Origin of the sequence: Streptomyces sp. CT34 (assembly GCF_000805335.1) — a bacterium.
Lineage (GTDB): Bacteria > Actinomycetota > Actinomycetes > Streptomycetales > Streptomycetaceae > Streptomyces.
Genome location: NZ_KN708638.1, coordinates 2,121,589 through 2,144,162 on the forward strand (window position 1 = coordinate 2,121,589; position 22,574 = coordinate 2,144,162).

Sequence of the window (22,574 nt, forward strand, 5' to 3'; positions counted from 1 at the left end):
TCCCAACTGACGTATGCCGCAGGCGACGTGAGGGGCGCGCCCGCATCGCGCGGGCGCGCCCCTCAGTGCACGGGCCGGGCCGAACGCGGCCCGCGGCGGATCAGCCCGCCAGGCAGGACGGGCCCAGCAGCACCTTCAGATCGCCGAACAGCGACGGGTCGGGCGTGACCCGATGACGGTCCAGGCGGAGCACCGTGGTCTTGCGGGCGCCCAGGAGTTTGATGCGCACCTCCGTCGAACCGCGGTGGCTGCTCAGCACCTCGCCCAGCTTCTCCACCATCGGCGGGGTGACCTTCACCGTCGGAATGGTGATCGTCACCGGGGCGTTGGTGCCCGCCTCCGAGAGGTCGGGGACCATCATCTCCATGGCGACCAGCCGCGGCACGTCCTCCCGCTTGTCGAGCCGGCCCTTGACGAACACCACGGTGTCCTCGACGAGTTGGGTGGACACCAGCTGGTACGTCGCCGGGAAGAACATGCAGTCGATGGAGCCGGCCAGGTCCTCGACGGTGGCGATCGCCCAGGCGTTGCCCTGCTTGGTCATCTTGCGCTGGAGGCCGGAGATGATGCCGCCGATGGTGACGATCGAGCCGTCCGCGTAGTCGCCGCCGGTCAGTTGGGCGATGGCGGCGTCGGCCTTGTCGCTGAGCACGTGCTCCAGGCCGAACAGCGGGTGGTCGGAGACATAGAGACCGAGCATCTCGCGCTCCTGGGCGAGGAGATAGGTCTTGTCCCACTCGACGTCCGAGAACTCCACGTCCAGCCCGAAGCCGGGCCCGTCGGAAGCGCCGTCGCCGGAGTCGCCCATCCCGCCGAAGAGGTCGAACTGCCCCTCGGCTTCCTTGCGCTTGACCTGGACGACGTTGTCGATCATCGCCTCGTAGTGCGCCGTCAGCCCCTTGCGGGTGTGGCCCATCTCGTCGAAGGCGCCCGCCTTGATGAGCGACTCGGTGGTGCGCTTGTTGCAGACGACCGCGTCGACCTTGTCGAGGTAGTCGGGGAACGAGGCGTACTTCCCCTTGGCCTTGCGGCAGCGGATGATCGAGTCGACCACGTTCTGGCCGACGTTGCGCACCGCGGTGAGGCCGAAGAGGATGACGTCGTCGCCCTGGGCGGCGAAGTTCGCCTCGGACTCATTGACGTTCGGCGGGAGCACCTTGATGCCCATGCGGCGGCACTCGTTCAGATAGACCGCGGACTTGTCCTTGTCGTCGCGCACCGAGGTGAGCAGCGCGGACATGTACTCGGCCGGGTAGTTGGCCTTGAGGTAGGCGGTCCAGTAGGTGACCAGGCCGTACGCGGAGGAGTGCGCCTTGTTGAAGGCGTAGCCGGCGAACGGGACCAGGACGTCCCACAGCGCCTGGATGGCCTCGTCGGAGAAGCCCTTCTTCTTCGCGCCCTCCTGGAAGAGCACGAAGTTCTTCGCCAGCTCCTCGGGCTTCTTCTTGCCCATGACGCGGCGGAGGATGTCGGCCTCGCCGAGGGAGTACCCGGCGATGATCTGGGCGGCCTTCTGCACCTGCTCCTGGTAGACGATCAGGCCGTAGGTCAGTCCCAGGGTCTCCTTCAGGGGCTCTTCGAGCTCCTTGTGGATCGGGGTGATCTCCTGGCGGCCGTTCTTCCGCTCCGCGTAGTTGATGTGCGAGTTCATGCCCATCGGGCCCGGCCGGTACAGGGCCGAGACGGCGGAGATGTCCTCGAAGTTGTCGGGCTGCATCTGGCGCAGCAGCGAACGCATCGGGCCGCCGTCGAACTGGAAGACGCCGAGGGTGTCGCCGCGGCAGAGGAGTTCGAAGGTCTTGGGGTCGTCGAGCGGTACGGAGAGCAGCTCCAGCTCGATGCCCTTGTTGGCCTTCACCATCTTGACGGCGTCGTCCATGATCGTGAGGTTGCGCAGGCCCAGGAAGTCCATCTTGAGCAGGCCGAGCGACTCGCACTGTGGGTAGTCCCACTGCGTGATGGTCACGCCGTCGGTGTGCCGCGTCCAGAGCGGGGCGTGGTCGACGATGGGCTCGCTGGACATGATCACGCCGGCGGCGTGCACGCCCATCTGGCGCACCAGGCCCTCGACGCCCTTGGCGGTGTCGATGACCTTCTTGACGTCCGGCTCGCTCTCGTACATCCCCCGGATCTCGCCGGCTTCGCTGTAGCGGGGGTGCTCGGGGTTGGTGATGCCGTCCAGGTCGATGCCCTTGCCGAGGACGTCGGCGGGCATCGCCTTGGTGAGGCGGTCGCCCATGGCGTACGGGTAGCCCAGGACGCGGGCGGAGTCCTTGATGGCGTTCTTGGCCTTGATCTTGCCGTAGGTGCCGATCATGGCGACCTTGTCGGCGCCGTACTTCTCCGTCACGTACCTGATCACCTCGACGCGCCTGCGCTCGTCGAAGTCGATGTCGACGTCGGGCATCGAGACGCGCTCGGGGTTGAGGAACCGCTCGAAGATCAGCCCGTGCTCGATCGGGTCGAGGTCGGTGATGCCCATCGCGTAGGCGACGATCGAACCGGCCGCCGAGCCGCGGCCGGGGCCCACCGCGATGCCGTTGTTCTTGGCCCACATGATGAAGTCGGCGACCACGAGGAAGTAGCCCGGGAACCCCATCTGGATGATGACGTCCATCTCGTACTCGGCCTGCTTCTGGCGGTCCTCGGGAACGCCGCCCGGGAACCGGCGCTGCATGCCGACCCGGACCTCCTCCTGGAACCAGGTGACCTCGGTGAAGCCCTCCGGGATCTCGAACTTCGGCATCAGGTCGCGCTTCTCGAACATGCCGGTCGTGTCGACCTGCTCGGCGACCAGGAGGGTGTTGCGGCAGCCCTCCTGCCAGGCGTCCGAGGAGTCGATGGCGTACATCTCGTCGGTGGACTTGAGGTAGTAGCCGGTGCCGTCGAACTTGAAGCGGTCCGGGTCGGAGAGGTTCTTGCCGGTCTGGATGCACAGCAGCGCGTCGTGCGCGGTCGCCTCATGGGCGTAGGTGTAGTGCGAGTCGTTGGTGACCAGCGGGGGGATGCCGAGCTTCTTGCCGATGTCCAGGAGGCCGTCGCGCACCCGGCGCTCGATCTCGATCCCGTGGTCCATCAGCTCCAGGAAATACCGGTCCTTGCCGAAGATCTCCTGGTATTCGGCGGCCGACTTCAGCGCCTCGTCGTACTGGCCCAGGCGCAGCCGGGTCTGCAGCTCGCCCGAGGGGCAGCCGGTGGAGGCGATCAGGCCCTCGGACCACTGGGAGAGGGTCTCCTTGTCCATCCGCGGCCACTTCTGGAGCCAGCCCTCGGCGTACGCGTCCGAGGACAGCCGGAAGAGGTTGTGCAGACCCGTCTTGTCGGCCGCCCAGATGGTCTTGTGGGTGTAACCACCCGAACCGGAGACGTCATCGCGCTTCTGGTGCGGCTGGCCCCACTGGATCTTGCGCTTGTTGCGCCGGGACTCCGGGGCCACGTACGCCTCGATGCCGATGATCGGCGTCACCCCGGCCTTCTGCGCGCTGTGGAAGAAGTCGTAGGCGCCGTGGAGATTGCCGTGGTCGGACATGGCGATGTGCGTCATGCCCATCTCGTTGCACGCGTTGAACATGTCCTTCAACCGCGCCGCACCGTCCAGCAGCGAGTACTGCGTGTGGACGTGCAGGTGCGTGAAAGGGGGCCTGGACGAGGGGGCCACGGCGCTGAACCTCCGGGAAAGCAGTGCGCAGGGGGATGGATGGGGCGGTGTTGAAGTCTACGGCGCCGGACCGACAGTCAGCCTCGCTCCGGGCGACCGCGCACCCCCGCGGGACACCCGGAGAAGCCCCGCGGAGCCGCCCCACCGGGGCCCGGCTCCCCGCGCCGCCAGCCGATCCGGAAAGGTGCGCGAACGGTCACCTGCCATTCATCCCCTTTCTCCCCTACACACCGCTTCACCCCCTCTTAGCAGCCGCTCGGCCCGACGCATGGCACACTCGCTACCAATGGACATCTCGGCGGCACATCTGCGGACGCTGCGCGCGGCGCTCTTCGCGGCGCTGTGCGTGACGCTGTCCGCGGCGTCCCACGTGCTGCTGTCCCGTATGCCGCTGCCCCCGGCCACCGTCGCCGGGCTCTTCGCCGCCGTGTTCGCACTCGCCTACGCACTGGCCGGCCGCGAGCGCGGCTACTGGCGGATCGCCGCGCTGCTGCTCCCCCTGGAGCTGGCCGCCGACGTCGTCTTCAGCATCGGCCAGCACACCTGCTACGGACCGGACGGCGCCCCGACGGGCGGCCCCTTCTCCCTGGGCATGGGGCTGCTGTGCGGCGGCGGCCCGGTCGGCACCCCGCTGGCGCGGCTGGCCCGGGAGGGCGCCGCCCCGGCCCCGGCCTGGCTGCTGCTGCTCGCCGTCCACCTGGCCGTCGGGCTGCTGGCGGCCGGCTGGCTGCGCCGCGGCGAGGCCGCGCTGACGCAGCTGCTGGGCGCGGTGGCCGGCTTCGCCTTCCGCCCGCTGCTGATCGCGGTCGCGGTCATCGGCCGGGCCGCCGCCCCGCGCCGCGCGGTGCCCGCCCCCGTACGGACCTCCCGCCCGGCTCGCGCCGTCCCCCTGCTCGTGCACTCCGTGGTGCGCCGCGGCCCGCCCTGCGCGCTCGCTGCCTGAGGCCCCGGCCCGGCAGCGCGCGGAGCGGCCCTCGGGCGCATCCGCCGCCGACAGCACGCACCCCGTCCCCCTGGACCACGGACCCCACGGAGCAGGAACAGTCATGAGCAACCGCAACAACCAGGCCAACAAGCAGGCAGCCCGCGAGCGGCTGCGCGCCGAGCGCGAGCGGCAGGCCAAGAAGGAGAAGACCCGCCGGCAGCTGATCGTCGGCGGCGCGGTCGTCGCCGTGCTGGCGGTGGCCGGCGGCATCGGCTTCGCCGTCGCCAACTCCGGCGGCGACAGCGGCTCCGGCGGCTCGGCGGCCGACGTCTGGGCGAAGGCCGCCAAGGCGAAGGCGGTGCCGCCCGCCCACACCAGCGGCCCCGACGGCACCACCGTCGTCATCGGCAAGCCCGACGCCAAGAACACCCTCGACGTCTTCGAGGACCCGCGCTGCCCCGGCTGCGCCGCCTTCGAGGAGAACGTCGGCACGACCGTCGAGAAGGACATCAACGACGGCAAGTACAAGGCGTCGTACCACATCGGCACCTTCCTGGACGGCAACCTCCAGGGCACCGGCTCCAAGAACGCGCTGAGCGCCCTGGGCGCCGCGCTGAACGTCTCCACCGACGCCTTCCTGAAGTACAAGTACGCACTGTTCTCGAAGCAGTTCCACCCGGAGGAGACCGGCCCGGACAAGTTCGCCGACAGCAGCTACCTGCTGAAGGTCGCCGACACCGTCCCGGCACTCAAGGGCAACGCCGCCTTCCAGAAGGACGTCAAGTCCGGCAAGTTCAACGCGTGGGCGATGGCGATGTCCAACGCCTTCAACTCCCACAAGGACGTCACCAGCACCCCGACGCTGAAGATGAACGGCACGACGCTGGGTACGGACAGCCCGCAGGGCAAGGTCGCGCCGTCCACGGTCGCCGACTTCAACTCCATGGTCGACAAGAACCTCAAGTCCTGAAACAGGTCGACAGGTCCCGAAACAGGTCGACAGGTCCTGAATCCGGCACGCTGACCCGGGAGTTGTGAGCCCGGGGCGGCAGGTGCCGGGGCACCGCCCCGGCACCCCGGCCGGTGTGCCGGGCACACCGGCCGATGCCAAATCTTGACCCGGCGTTCCGTCGTGGCCGTGGCAGACTCCCGACCGTGCAGGCGACGGGAGTCCGTCCGGCGGCCCGGCCCGGGGCCCGGTCCGGGGACCGGCTCAGGGCGGTGCGCGCGGCGCCGTGTACCGCGCCGTGCGCCACCGCGACCGCCCAAGTCCCGCTCCCCCGCGCCCCGTTACCGCCCGCGCCGCCCGCCGCGGTCCGCGCCGGCGTCCGCACCGCGGCGTCCGCACGTTCCGGCCGCACCCCCGGCCGCGGGCGGACCGCCGCGCCGCCGCTCCCCCTGGAGCGGGCCGCCCACCCCGCCGGCCCGCTGCCGCCGGCCCCTCCTCAGTGGGCCGCCCCCCGGCCGCCGAGCGCCGGGCATCCCGCCGCCGCCCCGGCCCCCGCCGGCCCGCCGCACCCGCTGCCGACGGCCCGCCCACTCTCCGTCCTCGCGCCCGGCGCACCGCGCCGCGGCCCGCCCGCCCCGGCAGCCCTCTGAAGCACCCGTGCCGCCATCGGCCGGCGCAGCTCCGCAGGAACCCAAGGAAACGGACACCCCCCATGAGCAACCCCGACAACCAGGTCAGCAGGCAGGCGGCCCGCGAGCGGATCCGCGCCGAGCGCGAGCGCGAGAAGAAGCGGGCCCGGCTGCGCCGCCAACTCGTCGTGGCCGCCTCGGTCATCGGCGTCCTCGCGGTCGCCGGCGGCGTCGGCTTCGCGGTGGTCAAGGCGAACCAGCCGACCGGCTGGGAGGCCGCCAAGGAGGCCAAGCTGGTCACCCCGGCGCACACCCAGGGCAAGAACGGCACCGAGATCCTGCTCGGCGACAGGAACGCCAAGGAGACCCTGGAGGTCTTCGAGGACGTCCGCTGCCCGGCGTGCGCGGCCTTCGAGCAGAGCGCCGGCAAGGAGCTGCTCAAGGACCTCGGCGAGGGCCGGTTCAAGGTCCGCTACACCATGTACACCTTCATCGACGGCGCGTCCGGCGGCGAGGGCTCCAAGAAGGCGCTGAGCGCGCTGGGCGCGGCGCTGAACGTCGGCCCGGACGCGTTCCTGAAGTACAAGTCCGCGCTGTACTCGGCCAAGTACCACCCCGACGAGCGCGAGGACCTCTACGCCAAGGACTCCGAGCTGCTCAAGGTCGCGGCCGACGTCCCGGAGCTGAAGGGCAACAAGGCGTTCGAGGCGGCCGTCAGGAACGGCACGTACAACCGCTGGGCGATGGAGATGACGGCGCTCTTCGGCCGCAAGGGCGTCCGAGGCACCCCCACGTTCATGCACGGCGACAAGAAGCTGGTACTGCCCGAGATCCCGCCGCAGCAGATGACGCAGGAGCAGTACAACCAGCTCGCGCGGGCCAACTTCCGCAAGATGATCGACAAGGAGTTCGGCCCGGCGAGGAACGGCGGCCAGAACGGCGCGCAGAACGGCGGCGGCCAGGGCATCGCCCCGGGCGAGAAGGACCCGACGAGCGGCAGCTGAGCGCCGTGCCGGGACGGTAGCGGAAGACCGGGACGGCAGCGGAAGAGGAGAAGAGGACCCGGGCGGGCGTTTTCCCGGGGCGCACCGGACGCCCGCCCGGTCCGGGCTCAGAGCCCGGCCAGGAATCCCAGCGCCACCTTCCAGGCGCTCTCCGCCGCCTCCGCGTCGTGGTCCGGCAGCTCGGGGTCGGTGAAGAGGTGGCCGGCGCCGGCGTAGCGGAACACCTCGACGTCCGCGCCCGCCCGGCGCATCTGGAGGTACCAGGCGTTTTGCCAGTCGTGCGGCTCGTACGGGTCCGGGTCGGCGACGTGCAGCTGCACCGGCAGGTCGTCGGCCACCGTGCCCTCGGCGATGTCGGAGGTGCCGTGCAGCAGGAGCAGCCCGCGGGTCTTCTCGTCGCCCAGCGCCAGGTTCTGCGCGACCGCGCCGCCGAAGGAGAACCCGGCGTAGACCAGCCCGCGGTCGGAATACGGGGCGACGGCCGTGATGGCGCGCCTGAGGAGCTCCTCCTTGCCGATCTCGTCCTTGATCAGGATGCCGTCCGGGACCGAGTCCGCGGTCCGCCCGTCGAACAGGTCGGGCACGATCACCTCATGGCCCGCGGCACGCAACCGGTCCGCGCCGGCGTGCACCGCGGGGCGCAGCCCGCACACCGAATGAAACAGCACGATGGTGGAGGAACCGCTGGTCGCGGGCTCGGTGGAGGCGGGCACTGACATCACTTCCCTGGGGTTGGATCGCTCTTCCCCCATCGTGCCAGCTACCGTCGAGGAGACCGGCACGAGCACACCGCACCGGCCCGCGGAGCACTCCGCGCGGCGCACCGGCACCGAGGAGGTCCCGTGTCCCTGGAGGACGTGCTGCGCCCGATCGCCGTCATCGGCGGCTCGATCGTGGTCACGCTCATCGTGGTCTGGATCATCGACCGCACCCTGCACCGGATCGACGCCCGGCACCCGGAGACCCCGTTGTGGGGGCTGCTGCGGCGCTGCCGGATACCGCTCCAAGTCGTGCTGTGCACGGCCCTGTTGCGCGGGGCGTACGACGAGACCCGGCTCCCGTTCGTCGAAGACCACACGGTCGGCATCGGCCGGGCGCTGACCCTGGTGCTGATCGCGGCCACCGCCTGGCTGGCCATACGGGCGGCGGCGGCGATCGTGGAGTCCTCGTACTCCCGCTACGCGGCGCGCGGGCACGACGCGGCGCGGGTGCGGCGGGTGCGGACCCAGGTGACGGTGATCCAGCGGGTGGTCACCGCCGTGCTGGTCGTCGTCGCGGCGGCCTCGATGCTGCTGACGTTCCCGGAGATGCGCGCGGTCGGCACGTCGGTGCTGGCGTCGGCCGGGCTGATCGGCGTCGTCGCCGGTGTCGCCGCCCAGTCCACCCTCGGCAATCTCTTCGCCGGGCTCCAGATCGCGTTCGGCGACATGGTGCGCATCGGGGACACCGTGGTGGTGAACGGCCAGTGGGGCACGGTCGAGGAGATCACCCTGACGTTCCTGAGCGTCCGGACCTGGGACGAGCGCCGGATCACCATGCCGGTCTCGTACTTCACCAGCAAGCCGTTCGAGAACTGGTCGCGCGGCGGCTCCCAGATGACCGGTGCGGTCTTCTTCCACCTCGACCACTCCGCGCCCGTGGAGAAGATGCGGCAGCGGCTGCACGAGATCCTCCAGGAGTGCCCGGAGTGGGACGGCCGGTCCTGGAGCCTGGTGGTCACCGACACCACGCCGTCCACCATCGTGGTGCGCGCCCTGGTCACCGCCCGGGACTCGGACCACATCTGGACGGTGCGCTGCCAGGTCCGCGAGCGGATGATCGAGTGGCTGCGCACCGAGCACGCCTACGCGCTGCCGCGGATCGCCACCGCCCCCGCGCCGTCCGCCCACGAGACGCTGCACGCCGTCCGGCCGGACCCGCGGGCCGACGACGGGCCGGAGCGCTGACGCCGGGTCCCGCCGCCGGCCTCATGGAGTCCCGCGCAGGCTCCGTATGTCCAGGTGGCGCAGCACCCGGTCGACGATCTCCGGGTCCGCGCCCGGCTCGCTGCGCGCCGCCAGCACCTCGTGCCGCGCCGCCGACAGCATCTCGCCCTGGATGCGCTGCACCCTCTTCATCCGCGAGATGCGCTTCTCGAACAGCTCGCGCCGCTCGTCGTCGACGATGTCCGGCGCGATCCGGGCCCCGATGTCGTACGCCCTGCGGGACAGCTGGTCGGCGACCTCCTCGGGCACCTCCTCGACCTCCAGGATCTCCCGCAGCCGCCGCTTGGACGCCTTGATCACCCGCAGTGCCAGCTCCCGTTCCAGCGCGTCCTCGGCGTCGGTGTCGGCCCGCACCCGCAGCCGGCGCACCAGCCAGGGCAGCGTCAGCCCCTGGACGAGCAGCGTGGCGAGCACCACCGCGAAGGCGATGAAGAGGATCTCGTCGCGGGCCGGGAAGGGGCCGCCGTCCACCCCGTACGGAATGGCCAGCGCCAGCGCCACCGAGGCCACCCCGCGCATCCCCGACCACCACATGATGACCGTCTCGCGCCAGCTCATCGGGATGTCCTCGTCGATGTCGCGGCGCCGGTGCATCCGCTTGGCCAGCCAGGCGGCGGGCAGCAGCCACACCAGGCGCACCGCCACCACCACCGCGACGACCGCCGCCCCCGCGCCGAGCATCTGGCCCCAACGGCCGGACGCCGCCCCGAAGATGTTGTGCAGCTCCAGGCCGATCAGCCCGAAGGCGACCCCGGTGACGAGGGTGTCGACGACCTCCCAGAAGGTGTAGCCGGCGAGCCGGCCCAGCACGTCGTCGGCGTCGACCGCGTACTCCGCCAGGAAGAGCGCGCAGACCAGCACCGCCAGCACACCCGACCCGCGGAACTCCTCGGCCAGCACGTACGCCACGAACGGCACCAGCAGCGTCAGCCCGATCTGGAGCGTCGGATCGCCCAGCAGTCCCATCAGCTTGTTGGCCACCCAGCCGAGCGCCAGCCCGACCGCCGTCGCGACGACCGCGGACAGCACCAGCGAGCCCACCGCCCCGGGCACCGAGAACGTGCCGCTGAGCACCGCGGCGAGCGCGACGTGGTAGAGCACGATGGCGGTGACGTCGTTGAACAGCCCCTCGCCCTCCAGGATGGAGACCATCCGGCGGGGCAGCCCGAGCTTGCCGGCGACCGCGGTCGCGGCGACCGGGTCCGGCGGGGCGACCAGCGCGCCGAGCACCACCGCGGCGGCCAGCGGCATCCCGGGCACCACCGCCTGCGCGACCGCCGCCACCGCCGCCGTGGTGGCGAACACCAGCAGCACGGCGAGCAGGAAGATCGGCCGGATGTTGGCGGTGAACTGCCGCCAGGAGGTGCGCTGGACGGCCGCGTAGAGCAGCGGCGGCAGCACGATGGGCAGGATGAACTCCGGCGGCACCTGGACGTTGGGCACGAACGGCAGCAGCGCCAGCACCGCACCGCCGAGCGTCATCAGCACCGGCGACGGGAGCCCCAGCCGGTCGCCGACCGGAACCATGACCACGGCTCCGAGCAGCAGGACGAAGATCAGGGCCAGCTGGTCCACGGTGGCGACGCTCCGGGGTCGTTTTCGATCACATTCCGACCCAAGCCTGCCACGAAGCGGACGTATGCCCGCTTTGCCGGTCGCTCGTCCCTCAGTAGCTCTCGTCCCGGACCGTGTCCAGCGCGTGCTGGAGGTCGTCCGGATACGCGCTCTCGAACTCGACCCGGCGCCCGTCCGAGGGGTGCTCGAACCCCAGCCGCACCGCGTGCAGCCACTGCCGCCCGACGCCCAGCCGCTTGGCGAGGGTGGGGTCCGCCCCGTAGGTCAGGTCGCCCACGCAGGGGTGCCGGTGCGCGGCCATGTGCACCCGGATCTGGTGCGTGCGCCCGGTCTCCAGCTTGATGTCCAGCAGACTGGCCGCCCGGAACGCCTCGATGAGGTCGTAGTGCGTCACCGACGCCTTGCCGTCGGCGGTGACCGCCCACTTGTAGTCGTGCTGCGGGTGCCGCCCGATGGGGGCGTCGATGGTGCCGCTCATCGGGTCCGGGTGCCCCTGGACCAGCGCGTGGTAGCGCTTGTCGACGGTGCGCTCCCGGAACTGCTGCTTGAGCAGGGTGTACGCGCGCTCCGACTTCGCGACCACCATCAGGCCCGACGTCCCGACGTCGAGGCGGTGCACGATGCCCTGCCGCTCGGCCGCCCCGGAGGTGGAGATGCGGTAACCGGCCGCGGCCAGACCGCCGATGACGGTGGTGCCGGTCCAGCCCGGGCTGGGGTGCGCGGCGACCCCCACGGGCTTGACGATCACGACGATGTCGTCGTCGTCGTGCACGATCTCCATGCCCTCGACGGGCTCCGCGACGATCTCCACCGGCGGCGCGGCCTGCGGCATCTCGACTTCCAGCCAGGCGCCCCCGCGGACCCGCTCGGACTTCATCACCTCGGAGCCGTCCACCCGCACCTTGCCGGCCGCGGCCAGCTCGGCCGCCTTCGTACGGGAGAAGCCGAACATGCGGGCCAGCGCGGCGTCCACGCGCTCGCCCTCCAGGCCGTCCGGTACGGGCAGGGTGCGGATCTCGGGAAGGGTGCTCACCCCACGAGTATGTCAGCCCCGCGACGGTGCCCTGTTCCGGCGGCGGGCACCCGGTCCCGGTCCCCGGACGCCCGGGGCCCGCTCCCCCGCCGCTCAGTTCTTGTGCACGGTCCCGTCGGGGTCCAGCCCCCGGAAGGAGAGCAGCACGATCAGCACGCCGCCGCAGACGATCGCGGAGTCGGCGAGGTTGAAGACCGCGAAGTGCGCCGGGGCGATGAAGTCCACGACGGCGCCCTGGAAGACGCCCGGCGAGCGGAAGATCCGGTCCGTGAGATTGCCGAACGCACCGCCCAGCAGCAGCCCGAGCGCGATCGCCCAGGGGAGGCTGTAGAGCTTGCGGGCGATCCGGAAGATCACCACGATCACCACGGTCGCGATGATGCTGAGGAAGATCGTCAGCGCCTCGCCGATGGAGAACGCCGCGCCGCGGTTGCGGATCACCTCGAACTGCAACAGCGTCCCGATGACCTCGACCGGCTGATGGTGCTCCAGCCTGGCGACCACCGCCAGTTTGCTGCCCAGATCGAGCAGGTAGACGATCGCGGCCACCACGAGCAGCGCGGCGATCCGCCGCTTGCCGCGCCCGGCGCCCCGCGCGCCCTCCGCCGGCCGTCCCCCTTCGGATCCCGCCGCGGGTTCCGCCCCGGAACCCGGCTCGGATTCCGGCGTACCGGTGATGCGTTCCGCCTCTGCCACGTGTGAGTCCCTAGCCCGTCGAGTCCACAACCGGGCCGTGCCCGGCTGACCACGAGAGTACGGCACCCGCATACGGCAGCGGGCGGGATGGGCCCCGCCCGCCACGAGCCGCTCCCGGGTCAGGTCAGCGCCGCTCCTGCTGCTGTTTGCACTCCACGCACAGCGTCGCCCGCGGGAACGCCTGCATCCGGGCCTTGCCGATCGGCCTGCCGCAGTTCTCGCACAGGCCGTACGTGCCCGCGTCCAGCCGGCCCAGGGCGCGCTCGGTCTGTTGCAGCATCTCGCGGGCGTTGGAGGCCAGTGCCAGCTCGTGCTCGCGGGTGATGTTCTTGGTGCCGGTGTCGGCCTCGTCGTCGCCGGCGCCGTCGCCGGAGTCCCGCATCAGCCCGGCGATGGCGTCCTCGGCGGCGACGATCTCGGCCCGCAGCCGGCCCACCTCCCCCATCAGCTCGGTCCGCGCCTCGGCCACCTCCGCGGGCGTCCAGGGGTCCTCACCCGGCCGTACGGCGAGCTCGCCGGGGGCCGCGGCGGTACGCACCGACGGCACCGCGGACTCCCCGCCGTGCTCCTCGGCGGACGTGGCCGCCGTCCTCTTCGCCACCACGGTCTCGGCTCCCGTCTTCTTCGCCACCGCCGCGGCCTTCCCGGCCGGCGCATGGTCCACGGCCTTCTTCCCCGCGGCCGTCTTCTTGGCCGTGGCCTTCTTGGCCACGGTCTTCTTGGCCACGGTCTTCTTCGCCACGGTCTTCTTGGCCACGGTCTTCTTCGCCGCAGCCTTCTTTGTCGCGGCCTTCTTCGCCGCGGCCTTCTTGGTCGCAGTCTTCTTCGCCGCGGCCTTGGCGGGCGCCGTCTTCCTCGCCGCCGTCTTCTTCGGGGCGGCCTTCTCGGGAGCCGCCGGCTGCCGGGCCGCCTTCTTGTGGGCGGGCTGCCGCGCGACGGCCTCGTCGGCGAGTTCGGCAGGCGTCGTGCTCTTCCCCGCGGCGGTCTTTTTCGCCACCATGGCCGCGACCCCTTCACATATGTGATCTTGTTCGCGAATCGTGACGGGAACGATAAATCGCCTCACGGCACGCGGCAACGGGACGCACCGCCCGACCGCCCCGCCACCGGACCCGGAAAGTCCGGTCTGCCTCGGTTGTGCCCCGCTCCCCGCCCCGTAATCCGCCCGCGAGCCCCGGAGCCCCGCGTATCGCCATTCGGGTCACCCGCCGGGCGGCGGGGCGGGGCGGGCGGGCGGGGGCCGTCCGGGGAAATCCGGTCGGCCGCTGTCGGCGCGGCCCCGTACACTGGGCGGAGCGAAAGGCATTGATGGGACGAGTAGCGTCATACGCAGCCTGCAGCGACCCGGGGACGGTGCGAGCCCGGGGGCGTGCATGACGTGAAGATCACCCCGGAGCCGCCGGAAGAAAGCTTGGGACAGTGGGCCCGCCCACGGGCCGCGGATCGTCCCCGGCGAGTAGACCCGGCAGCGCGACCCCAATGAGGGGGCGGTGCAGCCGCACCGCCAAGGAGGGTGGTACCGCGGGAGCCAGGGCTCTCGTCCCTCCGGACGGAGAACGCAGCAGCTGTCCGCCGGAGGAAGCCCGATGAGTCCGCAGCCCCGGTACCGCCAGGTACCCGCACAGGTAGACCTGCCCGCCCTTGAGCACGCGGTGCTCGACTTCTGGCGGGAGCAGAAGGTCTTCGCCCGTACCCTCCAGCAGTCCGAGGGCCGCCCCGAGTGGGTCTTCTACGAGGGCCCCCCGACGGCCAACGGCATGCCCGGCGCCCACCACATCGAGGCCCGCGTCTTCAAGGACGTCTTCCCCCGGTTCCGCACGATGCAGGGCTACCACGTCGACCGCAAGGCCGGCTGGGACTGCCACGGCCTCCCGGTCGAGCTGGCCGTGGAGAAGGAGCTGGGCTTCAACGGCAAGAAGGACATCGAGGCGTACGGCATCGCCGAGTTCAACGCCAGGTGCCGCGAGTCGGTGACCCGGCACACCGACGCCTTCGCCGAGCTGACGACGCGGATGGGCTACTGGACCGACCTGGACGCCCCGTACCGCACCATGGACCCCGACTACATCGAGTCGGTGTGGTGGTCGCTGAAGGAGATCTTCACCAAGGGCCTGCTGGTCCAGGACCACCGCGTCGCCCCCTGGTGCCCCCGCTGCGGCACCGGTCTGTCGGACCACGAGCTGGCGCAGGGCTACGAGACGGTCGTCGACCCCTCGGTCTTCGTCCGGCTCCCGCTGACCTCCGGCCCGCTGGCCGGCCGGGCCGCCCTGCTGGTCTGGACGACCACCCCCTGGACCCTGGTCTCCAACACCGCCGTCGCCGCCCACCCCGACGTCAGGTACGTCGTCGCCACCGACGGCACCGAGCACCTGGTCGTCGCCGAGCCGCTGCTGGAGAAGGCGCTGGGTGAGGGCTGGACGGCCACCGGCGAGTCCTTCACCGGCCGCGAGATGGAGCGCTGGGCCTACGAGCGCCCCTTCCGGCTCGTCGACCTCGACGGCGCCAACTTCGTCGTCAACGCCGAGTACGTCACCACCGACGACGGCACCGGCCTCGTCCACCAGGCCCCCGCCTTCGGTGAGGACGACCTCAGGACCTGCCGGGCGTACGGCCTCCCGGTGGTCAACCCGGTCCGCCCGGACGGCACCTTCGAGGAGCAACTCCCGCTCGTCGGCGGCCAGTTCTTCAAGAAGGCCGACGAGGCCCTGGTCGCCGACCTGGACGCCCGCGGTCTGCTCTTCCGCCACCTCGCCTACGAGCACAGCTACCCGCACTGCTGGCGCTGCCACACCGCGCTGCTCTACTACGCCCAGCCGTCCTGGTACATCCGCACCACCGCGGTCAAGGACGCCCTGCTGCGGGAGAACGAGAACACCAACTGGTTCCCGGAGTCGGTCAAGCACGGCCGGTTCGGCGACTGGCTCAACAACAACATCGACTGGGCGCTGTCCCGCAACCGCTACTGGGGCACCCCGCTGCCCATCTGGCGCTGCGCGGAGGGCCACCTCACCTGCGTCGGCTCGCTCACCGAGCTGTCCGAGCTGACCGGCACCGACCAGTCCGGCCTGGACCCGCACCGCCCGTTCATCGACGAGATCACCTTCGCCTGCACCCACGAGAGCTGCGCGCTCACCGCCACCCGCGTCCCGGAGGTCATCGACGCCTGGTACGACTCGGGCTCGATGCCGTTCGCGCAGTGGGGCTATCCGTACCGCAACAAGGAGCTCTTCGAGAAGCGGTACCCGGCCCAGTTCATCTCCGAGGCCATCGACCAGACCCGCGGCTGGTTCTACACGCTGATGGCCGTCGGCACGCTCGTCTTCGACAAGTCGTCGTACGAGAACGTGGTCTGCCTCGGCCACATCCTCGCCGAGGACGGCCGGAAGATGTCCAAGCACCTGGGCAACATCCTCCAGCCGATCCCGCTCATGGACCAGCACGGCGCCGACGCGGTCCGCTGGTTCATGGCCGCCGGCGGCTCGCCGTGGTCGGCCCGCCGGGTGGGCCACAACACCATCCAGGAAGTCGTCCGCAAGACGCTGCTGACGTACTGGAACACCGTCGCCTTCCAGGCGCTGTACGCCCGCACCTCCAACTGGGCGCCGTCCGCGGCCGATCCGGCCCCGGCCGACCGCCCGCTGCTGGACCGCTGGCTGCTCGGCGAGCTGAACACCCTGGTCGAGGGGGTCACCGACGCCCTGGAGGGCTTCGACACCCAGCGCGCCGGCAAGCTGCTCTCCGCCTTCGTCGACGACCTCTCCAACTGGTACGTGCGCCGTTCCCGCCGCCGCTTCTGGCAGGGCGACCCGGCCGCGCTGCGCACCCTCCACGAGGTCGTCGAGACGGTGACCCGCCTGATGGCCCCGCTCACCCCGTTCATCACCGAGCGGGTCTGGCAGGACCTGGTCGTCCCGGTCACCCCGGACGCCCCGGACTCGGTCCACCTCTCCTCCTGGCCGGTCGCCGACCAGGCGGCCGTCGACCCGGCGCTCTCCGACCAGATGCAGCTGGTCCGCCGGCTGGTCGAACTGGGCCGCGCCACCCGCGCCGAGTCCGGGGTGAAGACCCGCCAGCCGCTCTCCCGCGCGCTGGTCGGCGCCCATGGTTTCGCGGACCTCTCCGAGGACCTGCGCGCCCAGATCGCCGAGGAACTGAACGTCAGCTCGCTGGCTTCCCTCTCCGAGGTGGGCGGCTCCCTGGTGGACACCACCGCCAAGGCCAACTTCCGGGCACTGGGCAAGCGGTTCGGCAAGGGCGTCCAGGCCGTCGCCAAGGCCATCGCCGGGGCGGACGCCGCGGCCCTCTCGCTCGCACTGCGCCAGGGCACGGCGAGCGTCGAGGTCGACAGCGAGACCGTCAGCCTCGCCCCCGACGAGGTCATCATCACCGAGACCCCGCGCGAGGGCTGGTCGGTGGCCTCCGACTCGGGCGCCACCGTCGCCCTCGACCTGGAGATCACCCCGGAGCTGCGCCGTGCGGGCCTGGCCCGGGACGCGATCCGGCTGATCCAGGAGGCCCGCAAGAACAGCGGCCTCGACGTCGCCGACCGGATCGCACTGCGCTGGCGGACCGCCGACGAGGACGTGCGCACGGCGCTGACCGACCACGCCGCCCTGATCGCCGACGAGGTACTGGCCACCGACTTCGCCGCCGGTGAGCCGGACGCGTCGTACGGCCCGGCGTTCAGCGACGAGTCGCTGTCCCTGACGTTCCACCTCCGCAAGGAGTAACGCAGCACTCCCGGGCCCCGGCCCGCATCGCATGCCCCGGCGCACTCCGCGCCGGGGCATGCGCTCTTGTCCGCCCCCCGCGCACCACCGCCGCGCCCCCCACACGTGCGACCCCACCGCACCGGGCCCGCGCCGCACCGGCAGCACGAAACAGGGCCGGGCCCCGAGGAGAGATCCTCGGGGCCCGGCCCTGATTGCCGACTACGCGCGCCGCTCGGGCGTCAGTTGTCGTCCTCGTCGATGAGGAAGCCGCGCATCGGCGACGGCGTCTGCTGCATCGGCGACGGGCCCTGGGGCCGCACCGGTGCCATCGGCTGCGTCATCGCCGGCGACATCTGCTGCTGCCCGCCGTAGGACGGACCGCCGCTGGACGGGCTGCTCATCGAGTGGTTGCCGCCCAGGGACTGGCCGCCACCCATGGTGTGGTTGCCGCCCATGGTGCCCGCACCGGCCGACGCCATCGACGGGGACGGCGGCAGCGAAGCGGTCGCCGGGGTCCGCGGCGGGGCCAGCGAGTCGTCGGCCTGGTTCTCCAGCTGGCGCAGCTGGCTCTCCAGGTACGACTTCAGGCGGGTGCGGTACTCGCGCTCGAAGCCGCGCAGGTCCTCGACCTTGCGCTCCAGCGTCGCGCGGGCCGACTCCAGCGACCCCATCGCCACGCGGTGCTTCTCCTGCGCGTCCCGCTCCAGCGCGTCGGCCTTGGCGCGGGCGTCCCGCTCCAGGCCCTCGGCACGGCTGCGCGCCTCGCCGACGATCTTGTTGGCCTCGGAACGGGCCTCCGCGATCGCCTGGTCGGCGGTCTGCTGTGCCAGCGACAGCACGCGCGCCGCGCTGTCACCGCCGGGGCCGCCCTGCTGCTGGGCCGCCTGCGGCAGCTGCTGCGGTCCGCCGGGGCCGCCCAGCGGGCCACCCATCGGACCGTTGGGGCCCATCGGACCAGGACCGTGCGGGCCCTGCGGGCCGTGGCCACCGGGACCGGGCGGCAGCTGCGGTGCACCACCGGGCAGTTGGGGCGGGCCACCCATCCCCTGCTGCTGCGGCGGGACCGGCTGCGGACCGGATATGGCGGCGGGCACCGGAGCCCCCGGCCGCTGCTGCTGCTCCTGCTGCTGGTCGGGGCCCTTGCGCAGACCCTGCTGCTGGTTCTGCGCGGCGGCACGAGTGGCGGCGGCCAGCTTGGCGCGCAGGTCCTCGTTCTCCCGCAGCAGGCGGGTCAGTTCGGCTTCGACCTCGTCGAGGAAGGCATCGACCTCGTCCTCGTCATAGCCTTCTCGGAGGCGGACGGTCGTGAACTGCTTGTTCCGCACGTCCTCGGGGGTCAACGGCATCTCTACTTCACCTCAACGTAGTCGTCGGCAATCGGCAAGACCGTATCGTTCACACCAACAACACCGACCTCACGACGGTGATCAGGATGTAGACGATGATCATCAATACGAAGAAGGACAGGTCGAGCGCCACGCCCCCGAGACGCAGCGGCGGAATGACCCGCCGCAGAAGCTTGAGTGGCGGATCGGTGACAGTGTAGGTGGCCTCAAGAATCACCACCATCGCCTTGCCGGGTTGCCATGAACGGGCGAACTGGAACACATAGTCCATCACCAGCCGGAAGATCAGCACGATCAGGAAGCAGTACAGCGCGATATAGATCACCTGACCAGCGATACTCATCTCGCGCGTCCCTCTCCCCTTGCTCCTGTGCTGACCTTATGGCCTCGGTGTGCCCGGTGTTGCGTCTCAGCTCTGGTTGAAGAACCCGCCCTCTGCGATACGGGCCTTGTCCTCCGCCGTGACATCGACGTTAGCAGGCGACAACAGGAACACCTTCTGCGTCACCCGCTCAATACTGCCGTGCAGTCCGAAGACCAGACCGGCCGCAAAGTCGACAAGTCGCTTCGCGTCGGTGTCGTCCATCTCCGTGAGATTCATGATCACCGGAGTGCCCTCACGGAAGTGTTCCCCGATGGTACGGGCTTCGTTGTAGGTCCGGGGGTGCAGTGTGGTGATGCGGTACGGCTCCCGCTCGGACACAACCTTGGGCATGATCACCGGTGCGTTCTTCTCCAGATTCGGACGGTCGGGTGTGATGGACGCCACGGGGGCGATACGCGCGGGTCGTCCGCTTTCCGCGGCGAGCGGGGCGGGTTCACGCTGCGCAGGAGGCGTGACGGCGCGGACCGGTTCCTCCCGTTCCGGGCGCGTTTCGGCGGGTACTTGATGCTGTTGCCGCCGCCCCCGATCGGGCTCCGGGTCAAGCTCGGGCTCGAACTCGTCGTCGGGGTCGAACCCCCGGCCGTCGTACCCATCGTCCTCCACGAGGCCGAGGTAGACCGCCATCTTGCGCATCGCGCCGGCCATTCTCTGCGTCCTCCGCTCTGTGGTGGATCGCCTCCGTAACCGGGGGCCTTGGATCCACTCGGCCTGCCCGCTTTCTGCGGGAATGACCATATTTTGTGCTGTGGTCCGACTTGCTTGGCGACGTTACCCGAGCCGTGGTCGGACTCCGAGTACCGCAGTGCCGACGCGCACATGTGTCGCTCCGGCCGCAACGGCGTCTTCGAGGTCCGCGCTCATACCTGCTGACACCATGTTGGCAGCAGGATGGGTTGCGCGCAGGTCGGATGAGATTTCCATCAACCGCTCGAAAGCGGCGAGTTGGCGGCCCGCATACGGGCCGGCCAGCGGTGCGACCGTCATCACACCGTCCAGTCGCAGCCCTTGGGCCGCCGCGATCGCGTCGCCGAGCTCGGCCACACCTTCCGGTGCCACGCCGCCGCGTTCGGCGGTGTCCCGTCCGGTCCGGTTCGGCCTGGCGTCCAGTGCCACCTGGATCAGGCAGCCCAGCTCCCGCTCGGCGCGTACCGCCTCCCGGGACAGTGCGGTGACGAGCCGAAGCCGGTCGACCGACTGGACAATCCCGGCGTAACGGGCCACGGACCGTACCTTGTTGGTCTGCAATTGACCAACAAAGTGCCAAGTCAGCGGCAAATCAGCGCATTCAGCGGCTTTGCCTGCCGCCTCCTGATCGCGGTTTTCCGCGACCTGACGCACCCCCAGCTCCGCGAGCAGCCGGACGTCGCTCGCGGGGTAGGTCTTGGTGACGACGATCAGCGTCACCTCGTCGCGCGGCCGGCCGGCCTTGGCGCAGGCTGTGGAGATACGATCCTCCACCCGCGCCAGGTTGTCGGCCAGCTGCGTTCTCCGGTCGTCCGTCACAGCGCGGCCCCTCCCGGCCTCGGGCCGGGGCCGTCCCCGAGCCATACGTAGCTCGCGAGCCGCCCCGTCGTACGGTCCCGCCGATAAGAGAAGTGGTCCGCCGACTCCCGGGTGCAGATGTGGGAATCCTCACGCAACCGCACGCCGGCGGTGGCGAGTTGGGCCCGGACACCCGCGGTGACGTCCACCGACGGAGTCCCCCAGCTGGTCGTCGCCCATGCTTCCGGGACCACCGAGGCGACCTCCGCGCGCATCGCCTCCGGCACCTCGTAACAGCGCCCGCAGACCGCCGGCCCGGTGTACGCGAGCATCCGGGACGGCTCGGCGCCCAGCTCGGCCATCGCCGCGACGGCCGCCGGGACGACCCCGGCGACCAGGCCCGGCCGACCTGCATGCGCGGCGCCCGCGACCCCGGCGACCGGGTCGGCGAGCAGGACCGGGGTGCAGTCGGCGGTCAGCACGGCCAGCGCGAGACCCCGACGCGTGGTCACCACCGCGTCCACGCACGGGATGTCGGCATCCCGCCAGGGGCCGTCGACCACCGCCACGTCCCGGCCGTGGACCTGGTTCATCCAGACCACCGCGGCCGGGTCGAGGCCGAGTTCCTTCGCCGCGCGTTCGCGGTTGGCGCGTACCGCGGCGGGGTCGTCGCCGACCGCGCCGCCCAGATTGAGCTGCTCATACGGAGCGGCGCTCACCCCGCCCCACCTGTCGGTGAAGGCGAAGTGCGCGCCGCTTTCGTGGTGCTGTTGCCCTATCACTTCGGTGCTTCGGTCACTTCAGGAAGTCGGGGACGTCCAGCTCCTCGGCCGCGGAGTCCGAGTACGACGGACGGGCCGGGGGAACCGAGGCCCCGCCGGCCGGCGGGGCCGGGACCTCGCCCAGCGACGAGGTCTCGGAGGTGGCCGGGGCCTCGTCCCGTACGGGCGGGACCGCGCCGAGACCGCCGAAGGCCGCCGGGCGCGGCTCGGCCGGGGGCGCGACCGGACGGCTGGGGGCCGCCGGGGCGGGCTCCTCGCGCTTCGGGGCCGGCATCGCGGTCTGCTGCGCGTCGCGGCGGGCCGGCGGCTGACCGCCGTCGAAGCCCGCGGCGATGACGGTGACCCGGACCTCATCGCCCAGCGCGTCGTCGATGACCGCGCCGAAGATGATGTTGGCTTCGGGGTGCGCGGCCTCGCTGACCAGCTGCGCCGCCTCGTTGATCTCGAAGAGACCGAGGTCGGAGCCACCGGAGATGGAGAGCAGCACACCGCGGGCGCCGTCGATCGACGCCTCCAGGAGCGGCGAGGAGATCGCCATCTCCGCGGCGGCCACCGCGCGGTCGTCGCCGCGCGCCGAGCCGATGCCCATGAGCGCCGATCCGGCCTCCGACATCACGGACTTGACGTCGGCGAAGTCGAGGTTGATCAGACCCGGGGTGGTGATCAGGTCGGTGATGCCCTGGACACCCGACAGCAGCACCTGGTCCGCGGACTTGAACGCGTCGAGCACGCTCACCTGGCGGTCCGAGATGGACAGCAGCCGGTCGTTGGGGATCACGATGAGGGTGTCGACCTCTTCGCGGAGGCTGGCGATGCCGTCCTCCGCCTGGTTGGCGCGACGGCGTCCCTCGAAGGTGAACGGCCGGGTGACCACACCGATCGTCAGGGCCCCCAGCGAGCGGGCGATGTTGGCGACGACCGGGGCACCGCCGGTGCCGGTGCCGCCGCCCTCGCCCGCGGTCACGAAGACCATGTCGGCCCCCTTGAGGACCTCCTCGATCTCCTCGCGGTGGTCCTCGGCCGCCTTGCGGCCCACGTCCGGATTGGCGCCGGCGCCGAGTCCGCGCGTCATTTCGCGGCCGACGTCGAGCTTGACGTCGGCGTCGCTCATCAGCAACGCCTGCGCATCGGTGTTGATCGCGATGAACTCGACGCCCTTGAGCCCGACCTCGATCATCCGGTTGATGGCGTTCACGCCACCGCCGCCGATGCCGACGACCTTGATGACTGCGAGGTAGTTCTGCGGTGCTGCCACGTCGAAGGCCTCTCGCCTCGATTTACGTGTCGTCGCCGCACATTGCGTGTGGACGCCGACTGATGCCGAAGGGACGGTCCGTTTTGCCGAGCCGAACCCTAACCCTGAAGTTTAGGGTTACCGTGCCTGCGTTCCTGGTTCCCTGGGTCCCTTTGGAA

18 protein-coding genes are annotated in these 22,574 nt (G+C 71.0%); 6 read left to right on the forward strand and 12 right to left on the reverse strand.

The features are described from left to right. Nucleotides 1-100: 100 nt before the first annotated feature. Nucleotides 101-3,658, reverse strand: coding sequence for a DNA polymerase III subunit alpha (dnaE, locus tag RZ84_RS09465; RefSeq protein ID WP_043263930.1), 3,558 nt, complete (start codon nucleotides 3,656-3,658; stop codon nucleotides 101-103). 286 nt (nucleotides 3,659-3,944) lie between these two features. Between dnaE and RZ84_RS09470 the strand changes: the two genes are divergently transcribed. From RZ84_RS09470 to RZ84_RS09485, 4 genes are all read left to right on the forward strand, one after another. After that, nucleotides 3,945-4,601 (forward strand): hypothetical protein, encoded by a 657-nt coding sequence (locus RZ84_RS09470; protein WP_043263931.1) that lies wholly within the window; start codon nucleotides 3,945-3,947, stop codon nucleotides 4,599-4,601. A 103-nt stretch (nucleotides 4,602-4,704) separates the two neighbouring features. After that, entirely contained in the window at nucleotides 4,705-5,553 is an 849-nt protein-coding gene (locus tag RZ84_RS09475) for a thioredoxin domain-containing protein (RefSeq protein WP_043263932.1), read from the forward strand. Between the two features lie 185 nt (nucleotides 5,554-5,738). Further along, a complete protein-coding gene (locus RZ84_RS38005) occupies nucleotides 5,739-6,182 on the forward strand; it encodes a hypothetical protein (protein WP_107068099.1) in 444 nt (147 codons plus the stop codon). A 62-nt stretch (nucleotides 6,183-6,244) separates the two neighbouring features. After that, entirely contained in the window at nucleotides 6,245-7,165 is a 921-nt protein-coding gene (locus RZ84_RS09485) for a thioredoxin domain-containing protein (protein ID WP_043263934.1), read from the forward strand. Between the two features lie 107 nt (nucleotides 7,166-7,272). On the opposite strand, the gene RZ84_RS09490 is transcribed toward RZ84_RS09485, so the two are convergent. Further along, a complete protein-coding gene (locus RZ84_RS09490; RefSeq protein ID WP_043263935.1) occupies nucleotides 7,273-7,878 on the reverse strand; it encodes a dienelactone hydrolase family protein in 606 nt (201 codons plus the stop codon). 135 nt (nucleotides 7,879-8,013) lie between these two features. On the opposite strand from RZ84_RS09490, the gene RZ84_RS09495 reads away from it, so the two are divergent. Beyond that, a complete protein-coding gene (locus RZ84_RS09495) occupies nucleotides 8,014-9,111 on the forward strand; it encodes a mechanosensitive ion channel family protein (RefSeq protein ID WP_052230453.1) in 1,098 nt (365 codons plus the stop codon). 21 nt (nucleotides 9,112-9,132) lie between these two features. Here the strand turns inward: RZ84_RS09495 and RZ84_RS09500 are convergent, their stop codons facing one another. The 4 genes from RZ84_RS09500 to RZ84_RS36355 all read right to left on the reverse strand — a co-directional run bounded on the left by RZ84_RS09500 (nucleotide 9,133) and on the right by RZ84_RS36355 (nucleotide 13,454). Further along, nucleotides 9,133-10,725, reverse strand: a complete 1,593-nt coding sequence (locus RZ84_RS09500; RefSeq protein WP_043263936.1) for a Na+/H+ antiporter — start codon at nucleotides 10,723-10,725, stop codon at nucleotides 9,133-9,135. A 91-nt stretch (nucleotides 10,726-10,816) separates the two neighbouring features. Continuing rightward, nucleotides 10,817-11,758 carry an RluA family pseudouridine synthase gene (locus tag RZ84_RS09505; protein WP_043263937.1) on the reverse strand — a complete coding sequence of 314 codons (942 nt, stop codon included), beginning with the start codon at nucleotides 11,756-11,758 and terminating at the stop codon, nucleotides 10,817-10,819. 93 nt (nucleotides 11,759-11,851) lie between these two features. Further along, on the reverse strand, nucleotides 11,852-12,454 hold the full coding sequence (gene lspA, locus RZ84_RS09510; RefSeq protein ID WP_043263938.1) for a signal peptidase II: 603 nt from the start codon (nucleotides 12,452-12,454) through the stop codon (nucleotides 11,852-11,854). A gap of 124 nt (nucleotides 12,455-12,578) precedes the next feature. Continuing rightward, on the reverse strand, nucleotides 12,579-13,454 hold the full coding sequence (locus RZ84_RS36355) for a TraR/DksA family transcriptional regulator (protein WP_078893655.1): 876 nt from the start codon (nucleotides 13,452-13,454) through the stop codon (nucleotides 12,579-12,581). Between the two features lie 586 nt (nucleotides 13,455-14,040). Here RZ84_RS36355 and ileS point away from each other — a divergent pair. After that, complete coding sequence (gene ileS, locus RZ84_RS09525; RefSeq protein ID WP_043263941.1) at nucleotides 14,041-17,184, forward strand: isoleucine--tRNA ligase; 3,144 nt, start codon at nucleotides 14,041-14,043, stop codon at nucleotides 17,182-17,184. Nucleotides 17,185-17,405: 221 nt separating this feature from the next. On the opposite strand, the gene RZ84_RS09530 is transcribed toward ileS, so the two are convergent. The 6 genes from RZ84_RS09530 to ftsZ all read right to left on the reverse strand — a co-directional run bounded on the left by RZ84_RS09530 (nucleotide 17,406) and on the right by ftsZ (nucleotide 22,416). Then, a complete protein-coding gene (locus RZ84_RS09530; RefSeq protein WP_043263942.1) occupies nucleotides 17,406-18,512 on the reverse strand; it encodes a DivIVA domain-containing protein in 1,107 nt (368 codons plus the stop codon). Nucleotides 18,513-18,561: 49 nt separating this feature from the next. Then, complete coding sequence (locus RZ84_RS09535) at nucleotides 18,562-18,855, reverse strand: YggT family protein (protein ID WP_043263943.1); 294 nt, start codon at nucleotides 18,853-18,855, stop codon at nucleotides 18,562-18,564. 66 nt (nucleotides 18,856-18,921) lie between these two features. Next, nucleotides 18,922-19,542: a cell division protein SepF gene (sepF, locus tag RZ84_RS09540; RefSeq protein WP_043263944.1), complete on the reverse strand. Its 621-nt coding sequence runs from the start codon at nucleotides 19,540-19,542 to the stop codon at nucleotides 18,922-18,924. A 123-nt stretch (nucleotides 19,543-19,665) separates the two neighbouring features. Continuing rightward, nucleotides 19,666-20,400: a YggS family pyridoxal phosphate-dependent enzyme gene (locus RZ84_RS09545; protein ID WP_043263945.1), complete on the reverse strand. Its 735-nt coding sequence runs from the start codon at nucleotides 20,398-20,400 to the stop codon at nucleotides 19,666-19,668. Further along, a complete protein-coding gene (pgeF, locus tag RZ84_RS09550) occupies nucleotides 20,397-21,161 on the reverse strand; it encodes a peptidoglycan editing factor PgeF (protein WP_078893656.1) in 765 nt (254 codons plus the stop codon). Before pgeF ends, RZ84_RS09545 begins: the two co-directional genes overlap by 4 nt. Before the next feature lie 13 nt (nucleotides 21,162-21,174). Further along, entirely contained in the window at nucleotides 21,175-22,416 is a 1,242-nt protein-coding gene (ftsZ, locus tag RZ84_RS09555) for a cell division protein FtsZ (RefSeq protein ID WP_043263947.1), read from the reverse strand. Nucleotides 22,417-22,574: the final 158 nt, after the last annotated feature.

Excerpts from the sequence above, each read along its gene's own strand:
- sepF (WP_043263944.1), bottom strand. The coding sequence starts at position 19,542 with ATGGCCGGCGCGATGCGCAAGATGGCGGTCTACCTCGGCCTCGTGGAG.
- RZ84_RS09485 (WP_043263934.1), top strand. The coding sequence starts at position 6,245 with ATGAGCAACCCCGACAACCAGGTCAGCAGGCAGGCGGCCCGCGAGCGG.
- RZ84_RS09535 (WP_043263943.1), bottom strand. The coding sequence starts at position 18,855 with ATGAGTATCGCTGGTCAGGTGATCTATATCGCGCTGTACTGCTTCCTG.
- RZ84_RS36355 (WP_078893655.1), bottom strand. The coding sequence starts at position 13,454 with ATGGTGGCGAAAAAGACCGCCGCGGGGAAGAGCACGACGCCTGCCGAA.
- RZ84_RS09470 (WP_043263931.1), top strand. The coding sequence starts at position 3,945 with ATGGACATCTCGGCGGCACATCTGCGGACGCTGCGCGCGGCGCTCTTC.
- RZ84_RS09530 (WP_043263942.1), bottom strand. The coding sequence starts at position 18,512 with ATGCCGTTGACCCCCGAGGACGTGCGGAACAAGCAGTTCACGACCGTC.
- ileS (WP_043263941.1), top strand. The coding sequence starts at position 14,041 with ATGAGTCCGCAGCCCCGGTACCGCCAGGTACCCGCACAGGTAGACCTG.
- RZ84_RS09475 (WP_043263932.1), top strand. The coding sequence starts at position 4,705 with ATGAGCAACCGCAACAACCAGGCCAACAAGCAGGCAGCCCGCGAGCGG.